The following is a 15,849-nucleotide window of genomic DNA, read 5'->3' as shown; positions in this document are numbered from 1 at the left end:
TTTATAATAATACCATTATTTTTTATGATAATACCGCTCCAAACGGCTCATGGTTTTTGATTAATGAAAAAGAGCTATACATTTGAAAAAAATAATTGAAATGAAAAAATTAATTGCAATCTCAGCGTGTGTTAGTCTATTAGTATTATCGTCCTGCCGTAATGATCAGGCTGAGGAAATGTTTGAAGAAACGAATCCATCAGGTAATGTTTTTCTGGATGGAGGTGACTCTGCAATGTCTACAGCGAGAGATTCGGTCGCAGTACCTCCTACATCAATTATTGATGACAATGATCCTGTAATCCCGCCAAGAAAATAATTACGGTATGTTTTTGTGACCCCCATCAATCCCCCTTGAAAACTGAGCGATGAAATTTAATAACCAAAAACTCCGGAATTATGATCCGGGTGTAGGCGAAGAGCTGCTGGAAGACCGCACGAGACTGTGGATCAGCATACTTCTTTCCCAAGCCCGTGGACCCATACCCCCAGCTGACCTTTTGGATATGCTGCCGCTGGAGGTGCGCGAAGACCGAGCCTACGCTATGTCGGCTATCCGGCACCTTTACCGTTCCCTGGAAACGCTGGAAATAGGTCACGCTACATTAAGAGAGTTCCTGCTAAAAAGGCATTCTGCCTTTATGCTGGAAGGAAACGATTTGCTGCTGCAGTTTTCCCGTGACTATCCGGACCGTCCCTATTCCGTAGCCAATACGCTGTATCATGACGCGCTCTCAGCGTACCCGCTAAATGCAGTACTGGACTGTACCCAGGATTGGGCAGACCGGGCCGCACTGTACCACGTAAATCCTGAGTGGATTCTGGAGGATGTTAAACGCGCAGCAGAACTGGCTGTTAAAATGCAGCTGCCGGCGGAATCAGTTAGGCTGGCCCTCCTGTTAAAGAGATTAAACGTGCGGTACCGGACAACGTTTGCTGAATTTAGGGAAGAACTGGCCAGCGCCCTCATAGCGCAGAAAAAGTTTGGAGAAGTATTGCTGTACCTTACAAGGAATAACGCTTTACAGGTGACCGCGGACCGCGCCTTTCATTTTCTTGGTAAACTGTATGCCTGCGAAGCCTGGGCAGAGGCCGCACAACTGCGGACAGCCATAGACCAGCAGTTCCGAAGTGAACTTGATGACAGTTTACGGTCGGCCCTGTATTATGCGGCCATGGAAGCAAAAACACCCTGGAATGCACCTGTATTTGCTCCTGATCCCTGCACCTACCCGGATATGGAATGGAGTGCAGCGCAAACCGTACAGCTGATCTGGGATCACTGTGTGGCGTGGAATGACCCACTTATGCTAACCTACGGTGAGCTGTTAAGCAGCGGCGAAGACCTGGATAACTTACTGGACTGTGCTGAAGATCATTCAAGAATCGCTTCCTACGCGAAATCCCTATTGGAATTCGGGAGGGTTTTCGGCGGGGAAACTATGCAGCGTTTGCCGGTGAATGCAGTACTGCGTACCATGACCGCGAACCTGGAAGCAATGATCCGTATTTACGGAGCACCACAGTGTGCGTCGGAACGGGCAATACTAATCACACCACTTATTCATAACAGTACTGATACGGCATTGCTGCGTGACCTGATGACGCAGTATCTATATGAGCATACCTCCACCTCCCTGTGGACGCCCAACCGTGTGGACGTTGATTTCGAGAGCTATGAGCGCATGAGTCTGGCGGCAATTTGCAGAGGATACCTGCATGATGGCGCTATGCCTGAAGTAAAAGCCAAGAAGTGGCATGCGAAGTCGTGGCAAACAGATCTGCAGCAACTTATTAATGAAGTTTACTTTTTAGAGGGTGCAGCCCAATATCAGAAGGCCAGCCGAGGTATGGAAACAGAAAAACTGCAGAACTGTCTGTTACAGCTTGTTCCTACGATGCGATTTACTCTGGATTCCAGAAGCCAGTGGGAGCGAAGCTACCAACTGCCGGAGCAGGTATTCCCCCTACTTTGGGAAAAACTGATCTCCCTTACCCATGGACTTGTGCCTGATGACTTGCCTCAATTACTGCAGGAAATGTGTAACGGCTGCACCGGTCAGCTTGGCCTTTACAGCGAAGGATTCAGAAAAGTGATGGCAGCGACCGCTGTGGCACTGCTGCCGGCCAAAGTAGACAGAAAATTTGTGCTGCAGCTGATGGAACGGTGGCAGGAACATGTACTTTCCGGCATACAAAACCGTTGGGAAAGATGTGAAGAACTGATTAGCATAACAGAATGCTGCGGCCTCTATAATGATAAAGACAAAGCTGCCTTCAGCTGGCAGCGAATGCTGGAAAGTTCCATGGGTCCTTTTTGGCGTGGTGAATCCCAATTCGGTCTGATTACTGAAACTCTTAAGCATTTCCCCACCGCATCGGGTACGGCCCTTCAGAATTTTGCCGCCATCCTGGATTCTGCGGCCGGTGAGATGACGTTTCCCAATGCGGTAAAGCCTTTCAAAGAAGAGTTTGCAGGAATACTTACGGCAGCGGGAATGACGGAAAAAGCATTAGCGTACTATAAATTTGAAGTTTTACCACCACCGGAAGTAGTACTGATGAATGCAGAAAGTTCCACGTTTGATGCACCCACCCGTGGAGCAGGCTACCGCCCGGGAGCTGCCAATCTTCGTGAGAGCAGTGCACTGCTGGAAATTCTGGAACACCTGGACTGTGATCCCTACCTGAAATGGGGTTTGTGCAGTCTGTTTGTACCAACAACCGCAAGCGCGCGGGAAGTACAGTTGTACGGAAGCGGAATGGCAGATATCCTTAATGAAATTGAAACTTTAAAAGACGGCAAAACTGACCAGATCTGTGAAGACTGGACGCTCAGGCTTTCCCGATCTCTGGACCGTAAAACACTTCGCAAGCTGGCAGGCGTACTCATGCTGAGACTCTCGCCAACGAACTATGCCCGAATTGAAGGTTTTATTCAGGTCAATGAGCCCATGATCCTGGAGGATACGGGCAGCACAGGACCGTTTGAAGGTTCTTTAAACGGAGTGAAACATGGGGAAGAAATCGGTGTAAGCAGGCAGGGATCGCATTGGGTTCAGCATGTACTGAGTCCGGCGGACGATTATGGCTTTGATACCGAAGCACTTTGCTCTGGATTAGAGCAGTTACTGAATGCTGAAGCCGGCGAGTTGCCAGGTGAAGAATTGCTGGATGTCATCAGCAAACATTTCCACTACCTGGTCCGTCCTGATAAGGCTTCTACCGATAAATACAGTTGGCTGAACCGTTCAGAACAATCAGTTTCCGGTAGCCAGATGGCTTTGCGGCTGCTGATCTGGCACCTGAACCATCCCGACAATGCGGTAAGTATCCGTGCCGAAGAAACGCTGATCACCCTGGTATCCGCGGTTCCACAAACCGTAAAGGAGTTGCTGGAACAGTGTATAGAGGACCGACCGGAACCCGCGACTGAACTGTGCAGTATGGTTTTGTATCAGGCCTCTGTAAAATACCCATCTGTGACTGGTGCAGCACTGCAGAAGTTTCCATCAATCATTGGCAGTGCAGCAGCCATACGGCATTTAAGCATCCGTAAAAATTTAATGGATGCGGGAACTGAACTTAAGCGTGCGGGCTTTACGGAACTTAGCACTGCCGTACACAGCAACTTACAGGAGACTGTGGCGGTAGCAGGTGAACCCTATGTACCTCATCTGGCATTTGCATCACTACAGGATGTGCTGGATGACCTGCAGTCCGGTCATTTTCTGGACCAGCAGTTTTCAGAAAATATTACAAAACTAATGGGTGACTACTGTTTCCCCCTAACGCACAATAAGGTGAAGATGTCCGATTGGTATGTACGCCGGAGTTTTAACCGCGAACAGTGGCTTTCCGGCAGTTACAATCATTTTGTAAAGCATGCACTTAATAATGCTGTGGCACACAGGATTACGAGAGAAAATATAGAATCAGTATATGAAATTGTAAATGAATAATATTATGAACCAAAATAAAGACAGAAGAAGCGATACGAGAGCAGGATTGGAAAGGGAACTGAATATCATGTATGAAAATGCGGACAAAACAGGCTCGGGACGTATCTATTTTGAAAGCCGTGGAATAAAACACGGTGCCAATGGAAGACTGAATCTGAGTTCTCTGGTTACTGCGACCAATCAAGCAGAAGTGCAGACGGCTGCAAAACTAAGAATAACCGCCTAACCGGCCATAACAAAACCTTAGTTTATTATCCTGTCCGCAACCCCCATTGTCGGCAGGTAAATAAATTACTGTATTATAATTGTTTCAAAGGGCATTTTTAGGAATGCCCTTTTTTCCGCACTGTACTCAAAATTACTACAACAGGCATTACCGCGGGACATATCAGAGAGGGACTTTATGCCAGACAGATTAATCTTAGAGGATTTTATAATTTATTAGGGTAAAAAATGTAATTTTGTGGGCTTACAGTGAACTTTACTTTATAGGTGCATGATTGTAATCAAATCCGTTAGGAATACCTTTTTTGAAATTATGCCAACAGCGAGGCTGTTGGGCTTTCGCCCGTCCCCGCAAATTACTGTAGATTCCCTGCTCAGCCCGGCAAAGATTGCTGAGCTGGTGGCCCCATATTCTAAAAAAACACTTGATGAATCCTAAAATTTTACTCTCCACACCGCATATGGGCGGAAATGAACTGAAGTATATCCACCAGGCATTTACTGACAACTGGGTGGCACCGCTTGGTGCGAATGTTAATGGTTTTGAGTCGGATCTGGAAGAATATCTTGGAAACGGATCTCATGTAGCGGTAACGAGTGCGGGTACCGCAGCCCTTCATTTGGCTCTTGTCATGCTGGACATCGGTCCGGGCGACGAGGTATTCTGTCAGTCCATGACCTTTGCTGCTTCGGCCAATCCCATTGCTTATGTGGGGGCAACGCCCGTTTTCATAGACAGTGAAAAGGATACCTGGAATATATGTCCGGAAGCCCTGCAGGAGGCGCTGGCAGACCGTGCGAAAAAAGGAAAACTACCCAAAGCTGTGATCATAGTACATCTGTACGGCATGCCGGCGAAAATGGATGAACTTATTTCTGTCTGTAATGAGTATGGTGTCCCCATGCTGGAGGATGCTGCTGAAGCTTTAGGCAGCACTTACAAAGGAGTCAAATGCGGCACCTTTGGTCAGATGGCCATCCTTAGTTTTAACGGCAATAAAATCATTACCACTTCAGGAGGCGGCGCGCTGGTAACCAAAGATCCGTTGCTCAAAAAGAAAAGTATTTTCCTGGGCACCCAGGCACGTGATGCAGCAGCGCATTATGAACATACCCATATTGGCTACAATTACCGTCTCAGTAATATATCGGCAGGTATCGGCCGCGGACAGATGGAAGTTTTGGATGAAAGGGTAGCCGCCAGAAAAAGGAACCAGTCCTTCTATGCCAATCTTTTCAAGGATGTAGACGGAATTGAGGTTTTTACTGAACCTAATGAGGATTTTTTCTCCAATCACTGGCTAACTTCCATACTTGTGGATCCAGCGAAAACCGGATTTACCCGTGAGGACTTAAGGCTTAGAATGCTGAACAAAGGAATTGAGTCGCGTCCATTATGGAAGCCTATGCATATGCAGCCGGTATTCCGCGGCACCGATTTCTTCGGTAGCAGTGTTTCTGAAGAACTATTCAGAGACGGCCTCTGCATGCCCTCGGGCTCCAATCTCGGGGCCGCCGAACATGAACGTATTGCTGAAGCCATACAAACAATGGTGCCTGAAGTAGCGTGGTCTCCTTCTGTATAATTTAAAAAAAAACACACACAATTATTGATGAAAAACGATCTTTTAACCCAAACCTTAATACGAAGAATATGAAGCTTCGGAGATTTGGAAACAAAATATATGGCGGGGATACTTTAATTAACCTTACAGATATCCGTTATCTGCCGCGGTGGGTAGTACTGATTCTCGATCTGTGCTTTGTGGCCGCTGCTGTGTATTTTTCCTGTTATGTAATTGAGAAATTGACCTATAGTGTTCAGTCGGTATTTTACGGACGGAATTATATGTATTTTCTTATTCTGGGCATAAGCGTATTCTTCATGTTTATATTTCGCACCTTTACAGGGATTATACGCCATTCCACATTTATAGACCTGTTTAAACTGTTTATGGCCACCTTCTGCACTACTTTTAGCGTAGGTGTTGGAAGTTTTTTATTTTATCTGGTCACAAATGAGCGACTGATTTATATGTCCATTCCTTTTTCGGCCATATTCTTCACAACCTCATTCATTTTCCTCTTTATATTCCGCCTGGCGGTAAAGGAGTTTTTTTACTATGCCCGGGAATACCGGCGCAGTGCGCAGCGTACAAGAATCTGGGTACTGGGAATAGATGAACAGGCTGTGGCAGTAGCGCGTGCCGTACTGGATAACCCTAATCTGCCCTATCATATTGCAGGCTTCCTGACCCAACGGAATGATTCGGCCCGTGCCAGTTTGCTGGGTAAACCCATTTACAGTAAGGATAAGATTGAGAATACCAGCAAGGAGGACCTTATGCTGGACGGTATCCTGGTGGTAAAGGAGATGATGTCCAAGGAAGAGCTTAATCAGTGGGTGGCCTTCTTTTTGGAAAAAGACCTGCAGGTTTATAAAGCACCCACCCTGCAGCAATTGAGGAACAATGACCCTGATGCCTCAATAAAATCCCTTCAGATTGAAGACTTGCTGAACCGAAAGGCTATCAAGATTGAGAATGACGAGATCAAAAGCCGTCATTTCGGAAAGATCATCCTGGTAACGGGAGGAGCAGGTTCCATAGGTAGTGAGATTGTAAGGCAGGTGGCGCAGTACGAACCTGCACTTATCGTGGTACTGGACCAGGCAGAAACACCACTATACGAGACAGAACTGGAACTGAGAACGAACTTCCCTAAAGTTAATTTTAAGTTCGTGCTGGCTGATATCTCCAACCGACACCGCCTGGAGCCGCTTTTTCAAAAGTATCATTTTGCAATGGTCTATCACGCAGCTGCTTATAAACATGTGCCGCTGATTGAAGAAAACCCGCATGAATCCATCCTGGTCAATGTTCTGGGATCTAAAAATCTGGCGTTCCTGTCCAGCCGCTATGAGGTAAACCGTTTTGTAATGATTTCTACCGATAAGGCTGTAAATCCGACCAATGTAATGGGAGCATCCAAGAGAACTGCGGAACTTTACGTTCAGGCACTTCAGGAGGTGGATAATAATAAAACCAAGTTCATCACTACGCGCTTTGGGAATGTTTTGGGTTCCAACGGTTCCGTAATACCGCATTTTAAGAAGCAGATTGAAAAAGGCGGACCTATCACCATCACACATCCCGATATTGTACGTTATTTCATGACTATTCCTGAGGCCTGCGAACTTGTTATGGAGGCCGGTACTATGGGTAATGGCGGTGAGATCTTTGTTTTTGACATGGGTGAACCTGTTAAAATACTTGATTTGGCGGAGCGGATGATTAAACTTTCCGGCTTGGAACCCGACCTTGATATTAAAATTGTGTTCACGGGTTTAAGACCGGGCGAAAAACTTTACGAAGAGTTATTAACCGACGGTACCAAGACGCTGCAGACCCACCACGAGAAAATACTTATTTCGAAGGATGCCTGCCTGCCGTTCGATCAGATAGACGGGCTGACCAACTTAGTAATCAAAGCGGCCCTTCGCAGGGACAAAGTGGATGTGGTAAGAAACCTGAAGAATATCGTTCCGGAGTTCATAAGTAACAATTCCGTGTATGAGGCACTGGATTAAGGGGGTCAGAGGGTAGAGCCGGGATTCACGAGCCGAGACTGTAAAGTTGTAAAGGCGTAAAGGCGTAAAGTTGTAGGGGAGTTGGGAGAATTTACTGCCTGGCTCTCATTCAATCTTGGTTCTTTCCTCTTTGCTCTTTTATCTTATTTAACCACAGAGTATACAGAGGCTGAACAGAGGACACAGAGTTAAGTTACCCGTGGATTTTGGATTATTTATTTTGAATCAGACTTTAAAACCGTCTTACCTTAAAACAGATTGTTAGCCTTGGATCCTGGTAATCAGCTCATGTTTAACCACAAAGGCACAAAGAGTAGACAAAGAAAGAACCGCAGAAATCTCCGCGGCACTGTCTTTGTTCTTTCCTCTTTGCTCTTTTATCTTATTTAACCACAGAGTATACAGAGGCTGAACAGAGGACACAGAGTTAAGTTACCCGTGTATTTTGGATTATTTATTTTGAATCAGACGTTAAAACCGTCTTACCTTAAAACAGATTGTTAGCCCTGGATCCTGGTAATCAGCTAATGTTTAACCACAAAGGCACAAAGAGGACACAAAGAAAGAACTGCCAAAAATCTCCGCGGCACTGTCTTTATTCTTTCCTCTTTGCTCTTTTTTCTTAATTAACCACAGAGTACACAGAGGCTGAATGGAGGACACAGAGTTAAGTTAATTGTGAATTTTGGATTATTGATTTTGAATCAGACTTGATCAGCTTGCGTCCAACCGTCTTACCTTAAAACAGTTTGTTAGCCCTGGATCCTGGTAATCAGCTCATGTTTAACCACAAAGTACACCAAGGGTACACAAAGAAAAACCGCCAAAAATCTCCGCGGCACTGTCTTTATTCTTTCCTCTTTGCTCTTTTATTTAATTTAACCACAGATTATACAGAGGCTGAACGGAGGACACAGAGTTAAGTTACCCGTGGATTTTGGATTATTGATTTTGAATCAGACTTGAAACCGTCTAACCTTAAAACAGATTGTTAGCCCTGGATCCTGGTAAATACCTCATATTTAACCACAAAGGGCACAAAGAGGACACAAAGAGTACACAGAGAAAGAACCGCAGAAATCTCCGCGGCACTGTCTTTATTCTTTCCTCTTTGCTCTTTTATCTTATTTAACCACAGAGTATACAGAGGCTGAACGGAGGACACAGAGTTAAGTTACCCGTGGATTTTGGATTATTTATTTTGAATCAGACTTGATCATCTTGCGTCCAACTGTCAACCAAACTTCTGCCCTGATTTTGCTTCGTTCTGCACATTTTTATTTATATTTAGACCCCTGTAAGGGACGAAAGTTTAATGAGATAAAATGTCGGAGAAGATAAGGATTGCCGTAGTGGGATGCGGACATATAGGCAAGAGACATGCTGAGATGATCAGCCGTAATGAAGACTGTGTACTTACTGCATTGGTTGATGTAAAGCCCCAGGAAGAGTTGGGTATTATGCCTTATGGCGTTCCTTTTTTTTCGTCGCTTGAGCAGTTGCTGGCTTCAGATGCAGATCCTGATGTAATCACTATTGCCACCCCCAATGGCCTTCACTATAACCAGGCTCTCAAGGTCCTGGAATCGGGCCGTCATGTAGTTGTAGAAAAACCCGTAACACTTCACAGGGAACATGCAGCACATCTGATTGCGGTGGCTAAGGAACGTGACCGGAGACTATTCCTGGTGATGCAGAACCGTTATTCGCCCCCGGCTGTCTGGCTTAAGGAAATGATTTCAGGCCGCCAATTGGGAAAGCTTTATATGATTCAGCTGAACTGCTACTGGAACCGGGACGAGCGTTATTATGCTCCGGGCTCCTGGCGCGGAACCAAAGAACTGGACGGTGGCACCCTGTATACTCAATTCTCACATTTCATTGATATTATGTACTGGCTTTTTGGCGATGTGAAACATATTGATTCGTGGTTTGCAGACTTTAACCACAGTCGGCTTACGGAGTTTGAGGACAGCGGCATGATACGTTTAGAGTTTGAAAACGGTGCTATGGGGTGCCTGAACTTTTCCACTTCGGTATGGAACAGGAACCTTGAAAGCTCGCTGACCGTGATTGCAGAGAACGGTTCCGTAAAAATTGGCGGACAGTATATGGATAAAGTGGAAGTTTGTCATATTAAAGACTATGACATGCCGGAACTTGCTCCCACCAATCCGGAGAACGACTACGGGTCCTATAAGGGCTCGGCCTTAAACCATCATTTTATTTTCGAAAACATTGTGGACGTGCTTAGGGGAAATGCAGAGCAGGCCATGGATCCCGCCGACGGCCTGAGCGTAGTGGATCTTATTGGCCGAATGTACACCGCCGGACGGAGAACGTCGGCTTCCGGCCGGGGTCAGTTTAACTGAGCAACATGCGCGCAGAGCCAACAGATAAGCCTTGCCATTAAATAAATCAATATCGTATATTTGCCTCTTAACTTGAAATATGAACAGAATCATTGGTGTGCTGCTTTTTATGTTTTTCCTGCAGTCCTGTACGACGCGCAAGCCAGAAAAGCAAAGTGAACTGAATTATCTGCAGAATGCCAAGCAGATAGCAACGCAGGCAGCTTTAAATAATGCGCAGGCGACCATACAGAAAGGGGACCAGCTAGTCATCTTCGTTTCGGCCAAGAACATGGAGGTAGTAAGGCCGTTCAACCAGGGATATTACACAGCGCAGACCCCTGCTCCCACGGCTGCACCCAACGTGGAGCGTACCTATCTTGTAGATTCCGAAGGAAATATCGATTTCCCAATTTTGGGAACACTAAGTACTACCGGAAAGAGTGTGGAAACTCTAAAGGCAGAACTTAACGAAAGTATCTCACACTATGTAAAAAACCCTGTGATTACCGTCAGACTCGCTAATTTCAAGGTGACGGTACTGGGCGAGGTGGCCCGTCCGGGGCAGTACACTATTCCTGAAGGTCAGACTACGCTGTTAAACGCACTTGGACTTGCGGGAGACCTGACTATTTACGGAAAGCGTGATGATATCCTGATGGTTCGCAACGTAAACGGCGTGATTACCGAGGAAAGGCTGAATCTTCTGGAGGCCAACTTCATCAACTCGCCGTATTTCCAGCTAAAGCAGGGTGACGTGATTTATGTTTCGGCAAATCAAACAAAAGAAAAAGTAGCGCGGCTGGATCCCAACACAGGTACCTATATTGCCATAGCGGGCACCCTTATCGGCCTGGCGGGTATCTTCATCACCATTTTCAAGAATTAACATTTTTTTAGTCTGAACTACATGAGTGTAACATCAAATACAGAAGTGCAGACTTCTGAGGAGGTAAACATCAATGAAATTATAAAACCTTACCTCCGCAAATGGTGGTGGTTTGTGCTTTCGGCAGTCACTTTGCTGGCTATAGCCGTTTTTTATATTAAAACCGCTACTCCCGTTTACAATATAACCTCTACCGTACTTATAAAAGACACCAAGAAGGCGCCGTCATCAGATATGGCTATGCTTTCTGATCTGAGCGGAATGGGCTCCATGGGCACCAACAGCATTGAAAATGAAATTGAAGTACTCAAATCCAAGAAACTTATGCAGGATGTGGTTACTTCGCTGGGCCTGCAAACTGTTCTTTTAAATAAAAACGGTCTTACAACCACTGAACTCTACGGCTCGTCTGCTCCTTTAATTATTAAGCTTATTTCTGAGAAGAACAGTGACAAAAAATCATTTGCACCTCTTCTTCTGCGCCTTACAGGCAGTAAGGTCGAACTTGAATCGGAAGATCTGCCTAAACCTGTAGTAACTGGCTTAGGGAAAACAATCAGCCTGCCTTTTGCAAATATCATGATTCTTAAAAACCCCGAATATGATGCGGCAAATAAGGAGGACATTGGGGAACTGCAAATCATCTACAGGAGCACTGTCAAAACCGTGAACGACTTCCAGAAGATGACCCTGATAGACCTGGTGGATAAAGATGCAACTGTGGTGGAACTTAAACTGGATTATCCGGATATAGGTAAAGGAAAGCAAATCATCAATAAACTGGTAGAATCCTATAATGCGGATGCAATAAACGATAAGAATTCGGAATCCAAGAAAACGAAGGACTTTATTGATGACCGGATAAGGATCATTGCGAATGAACTCGGTGAGGTAGAAAGCCAAAAAGAGCAGTTTAAGGTAGCAAATAATATTACAGATATCCCCACAGAAGCCAGTTTAGCTTTAGGAAGTTCGGCCAATGCCCGGGCACAGCTCCTTGAAACAGAAACACAGCTTGCACTTACCGGTGACCTGATATCCTATATGTCTCGACTTGGCAATAACCAAACCCTGCCTTCCAGCGTTGGCCTAAGTAATCCCACCGCTTCGGCGAATATACAGGCCTACAACCAGCTTATACTGGAACGTAATAATCTGCTGGAGAACGCTACACCCCAAAACCCGCTCATTACAGACCTTAACCGTCAGATAGCGGCACTGCGGGCATCGGTGATGGATAACCTGATTAAGAACCGAACCGCGCTGCAGGCATCCAGAGATCAGATAGCCGGAGAGCAAAATGTCATAAGTTCAAAAATCCGCAGGATTCCAGCGCAGGAAAAACTGTTCCGAAGCATTGAAAGGCAACAGCAAACCAAGGAGAACCTGTACCTCCTGCTTTTGGAGAAGAGGGAGGAAGCGGCAATATCACTAGCCATAACGGCGCCAAAAGCAAGAATAATAGATAAAGCGTATCCATCAGAAAAGCCTGTAGCACCCAAGAAGATGATTGTACTGGGCGCTGCACTTCTTTTAGGACTTCTGGTGCCCTTTGTCTTTATTTATCTGAAGGAACTGCTTAACAATAAAATCCGCTCTAAGCATGATTTGGAAAAACTGTCGCATGCTCCAATTCTGGGCGAGCTGCCGCAGGTGGAAAGAGGGCAGAGTGAACTTGTGGGTCAGAACGACCTGTCGCCCATGGCAGAAGCTTTCAGGATTATTATTACCAACCTGAATTTCATGCTGCCGAAGAAGGACAGAGGAAAAGTCATTTTTGTCTCCTCGTCGGTAAAAGGGGAAGGAAAGACCTTTGTATCAGTAAATCTTGCCCTCACGCTGGCTACTCCAAAGCACAAGGTCCTTATAATAGGTTCCGATATCCGTAATCCACAACTGCAGCGCTACAATCCCGCGCGGAAGGGTTTGGCAGGACTTACTGAATTCCTTCATGATGAGGATACTGCAGTGAACGATATTATACATGTGAGCAGTTTCAATCCGTACTGTGACGTGATTTATTCCGGAAGCATTCCGCCTAATCCAACAGAACTCCTGTCGAGCGGCCGGTACGAGCAGCTTATAGAGCAGGTAAAACCGTATTATGATTATGTAATCCTGGATACAGCACCACTGATGCTGGTAACCGATACCTTCCTGTTTGCGGAGATGGCCGATGCCACGCTGTATGTGACGCGATCAGCGTATACCGAGAAAGGCCTCATTGATTTTGCCAATAAGCAGATTGACGCCAAAAAGATTAAGAACGTGGCTTTTGTGCTGAATGATGTGGAGAAATCCTACTTTGGGTATGGTAATAAGTATGGTTACGGATATGCGGCAGTGGAGAAAAGTTTCTGGCAGAGACTTAAGAACAGGATCCTATGAAAAAAATATTAATTATTTTCGGCACCCGGCCTGAGGCCATAAAGATGGCTCCACTTGTGAAATACTTTAGAACGCAACCGGGATTTCAAACAAAAGTTTGTGTTACTGCGCAGCATCGTGAGATGCTTGATCAGGTTCTAGACTTCTTTGAGATCAAACCAGATTTTGATCTCAATCTGATGAAACCTAATCAGAATCTTTATTCTCTAACTTCAGAAATTATATTAGGATTAAAAGAAATATTAGACAGTTACGTTCCAGATTTCGTCTTTGTACACGGCGACACCACCACGTCTATGGCCGCCGCGATCGCATCATTTTATTCAGGGGCTAAAGTCTGCCATGTGGAAGCAGGATTAAGGACCTTTAACAAAAAAGCACCCTTTCCTGAAGAAATTAACAGGCAAATTACGGGTAGGATTGCTGACTACCATTTCGCCCCTACAGATCAATCAAAAGCGAATTTAATTGCAGAAAACATTGATCCCAAAACTATCATTGTAACAGGAAATACTGTAATTGATGCCTTATTGTATAGCTCCCAAAAAGTAAAATTGGAAGATAGTGAAGATATTCGCAAGCTGCGAGAATTGTTAAATGACTCCAAAAAACTTATTCTGGTTACTGGTCATAGAAGAGAAAATCACGGACAGGGCTTTTTAAACATCAGCGGGGCACTCCGACAAATTGCAGAAGAACATTCCGAAATACAGATAGTCTACCCCGTGCATCTCAATCCAAATGTTCGGAAGCCAGTATATGACATGCTGAGGGGAGTTAGTAACATCATACTTATAGAGCCGCAATCTTACCCTGCGTTTGTCTGGTTAATGGACCGCTCGTATCTAATCCTCACGGATTCGGGCGGTGTACAGGAAGAAGCACCGAGTCTAAGTAAGCCCGTTTTAGTAATGCGTGACACTACAGAGCGTCCTGAAGCAGTGGAGGCAGGTACCGTGATTCTTGTAGGCACAGACAAAGACAAAATTGTTGCCGAAACACGGATGTTGCTAAAGGACGAGGCTCGCTATCAGCAAATGAGTGCTTTGCACAATCCTTACGGTGACGGAAATGCCTGTAGAAGAATTGTGGAATATTTAGCTTCCGAGTGCTGTGAGTAAATTGCTAAACCTTATCAATGGTAGAATTAAAGCAGTCTTATCTTCCGAATTAAATAAGAGAATTTTCCATCATAGTTTTTGGATACTTACTGGTAATATCCTGTCTAAACTTTCGTTGTTGGTGGCGACGATCCTCGTGACTCAGCATTTGGGTAAACACGAGTATGGTGAGTTTGGCATAATAAAGTCTACCATCCTGATGTTTGCTATGTTCGCCGGGATGGAACTTGGAATTACTGCCACCAAGTATATTTCTCAATATCGTTTTACCGACAAACAAAAGGTAGAAAGAATTGTTGGGTTATCAACTTTTTTTGCCCTAATCATTAGTATAATCATAGGAATATCGGTCTATTTTTATGCTCAGGAAATTGCGATGATGATTAAAGCTCCTCAAATAATCACTGAAATAAGAATAAGTGCTTTTATACTGTTCTTTTCGTCACTGAACGGCATACAGAGTGGTATACTTGCGGGTCTTGAAAATTTTAAACAGCTCTCAATCAATAACGCTGTTGCGGGCGTAGTTTCTTCAATTGCGATGGTTGTTGCTTCTAGATATCTTGGATTGCAAGCGGTTGTTGTAGCTTTTGGACTGAATTATTTGTTTCTTTTTATCCTAAATTTCCGGACACTGAACCGAGAATTTTATAAGATTTTTTCTATTAGTATTTTTAAGAAAGATAATTTTAAGGAGAGCCAAGTGCTGTGGAAGTTCAGCTTTCCTGCTATATTTGCCGGAATAATGGTAGGTCCGGTTACGTGGCTCTGTAATTATTTTTTGATTCAGGAACATAACGGTTTCGAGCAAATGGCTGATTTTGACATCGCTCACCAATGGAGAAGCACCATATTGTTCATTCCAACCGCTTTAGCACAGATTGCTTTACCATTACTATCACAAAGTGTAGACAGAAAAAGCGATTATAAACACATTTTGAATAAAAACATAAAGCTGAATTTTTTTATAGCTTTTGGAATAGTCACCATATTAATCCTGATTTCACCAGTAATCATCAGACTGTACAGTGATAATTACCAAGACGCGCTTGTTCCGCTCATTATTATGTTTGTTACAACGGGTTTTATTGCGGTAAATAATGTGGTAGGTCAAGCGATTGCAAGTCAGGGAAAAATGTGGCTTGGGTTGTTAGTGAATTTTATTTGGGCCGGAACTCTCATTGGCACTTGCATGCTTTTCGTGTCACATTTGAAATTGGGAGCAACTGGTTTAGCTGTAGCATATTTGTTAAGTTATGTAGTTCACACACTTATTCAGTTTTTATACATTAAAAAAATAGTTAGGTAAATGTTTTTAACTTGT

At 44.7% G+C, this 15,849-nt stretch carries 10 protein-coding genes; all 10 read left to right on the top strand.

Annotation, left to right across the window (positions count from 1 at the left end):
- Positions 1-100: 100 nt before the first annotated feature.
- The 10 genes from H1R16_RS04035 (at position 101) to H1R16_RS03990 (ending at position 15,834) form a co-directional block, all read left to right on the top strand.
- Positions 101-319 carry a hypothetical protein gene (locus H1R16_RS04035; RefSeq protein WP_181887530.1) on the top strand — a complete coding sequence of 73 codons (219 nt, stop codon included), beginning with the start codon at positions 101-103 and terminating at the stop codon, positions 317-319.
- A gap of 49 nt (positions 320-368) precedes the next feature.
- On the top strand, positions 369-3,962 hold the full coding sequence (locus H1R16_RS04030; RefSeq protein ID WP_181887529.1) for a hypothetical protein: 3,594 nt from the start codon (positions 369-371) through the stop codon (positions 3,960-3,962).
- Between the two features lie 4 nt (positions 3,963-3,966).
- Positions 3,967-4,188, top strand: a complete 222-nt coding sequence (locus H1R16_RS04025; RefSeq protein ID WP_181887528.1) for a hypothetical protein — start codon at positions 3,967-3,969, stop codon at positions 4,186-4,188.
- A gap of 427 nt (positions 4,189-4,615) precedes the next feature.
- Positions 4,616-5,773 (top strand): aminotransferase class V-fold PLP-dependent enzyme, encoded by a 1,158-nt coding sequence (locus tag H1R16_RS04020; RefSeq protein WP_181887527.1) that lies wholly within the window; start codon positions 4,616-4,618, stop codon positions 5,771-5,773.
- A 68-nt stretch (positions 5,774-5,841) separates the two neighbouring features.
- Positions 5,842-7,776 (top strand): polysaccharide biosynthesis protein, encoded by a 1,935-nt coding sequence (locus tag H1R16_RS04015; RefSeq protein WP_181887526.1) that lies wholly within the window; start codon positions 5,842-5,844, stop codon positions 7,774-7,776.
- A gap of 1,325 nt (positions 7,777-9,101) precedes the next feature.
- Positions 9,102-10,148, top strand: coding sequence for a Gfo/Idh/MocA family protein (locus tag H1R16_RS04010; protein WP_181887525.1), 1,047 nt, complete (start codon positions 9,102-9,104; stop codon positions 10,146-10,148).
- Between the two features lie 79 nt (positions 10,149-10,227).
- The gene (locus H1R16_RS04005) at positions 10,228-11,016 is read left to right on the top strand and encodes a polysaccharide biosynthesis/export family protein (RefSeq protein ID WP_181887524.1); all 789 of its coding nucleotides are present in this window, start codon (positions 10,228-10,230) and stop codon (positions 11,014-11,016) included.
- 21 nt (positions 11,017-11,037) lie between these two features.
- Positions 11,038-13,404, top strand: a complete 2,367-nt coding sequence (locus H1R16_RS04000; RefSeq protein ID WP_181887523.1) for a GumC family protein — start codon at positions 11,038-11,040, stop codon at positions 13,402-13,404.
- Positions 13,401-14,525 carry a non-hydrolyzing UDP-N-acetylglucosamine 2-epimerase gene (gene wecB / locus H1R16_RS03995; protein ID WP_181887522.1) on the top strand — a complete coding sequence of 375 codons (1,125 nt, stop codon included), beginning with the start codon at positions 13,401-13,403 and terminating at the stop codon, positions 14,523-14,525. Before H1R16_RS04000 ends, wecB begins: the two co-directional genes overlap by 4 nt.
- On the top strand, positions 14,518-15,834 hold the full coding sequence (locus H1R16_RS03990; protein ID WP_228451389.1) for an oligosaccharide flippase family protein: 1,317 nt from the start codon (positions 14,518-14,520) through the stop codon (positions 15,832-15,834). The genes wecB and H1R16_RS03990 overlap by 8 nt, the downstream gene beginning before the upstream one ends.
- Positions 15,835-15,849 lie beyond the last annotated feature (15 nt).

It is taken from the genome of Marnyiella aurantia (assembly GCF_014041915.1).
Taxonomy (GTDB): Bacteria; Bacteroidota; Bacteroidia; order Flavobacteriales; family Weeksellaceae; genus Marnyiella; species Marnyiella aurantia.
The sequence above is the reverse complement of the archived record's forward strand: the minus strand, read 5'-3'. Positions and strand labels throughout refer to the sequence as shown.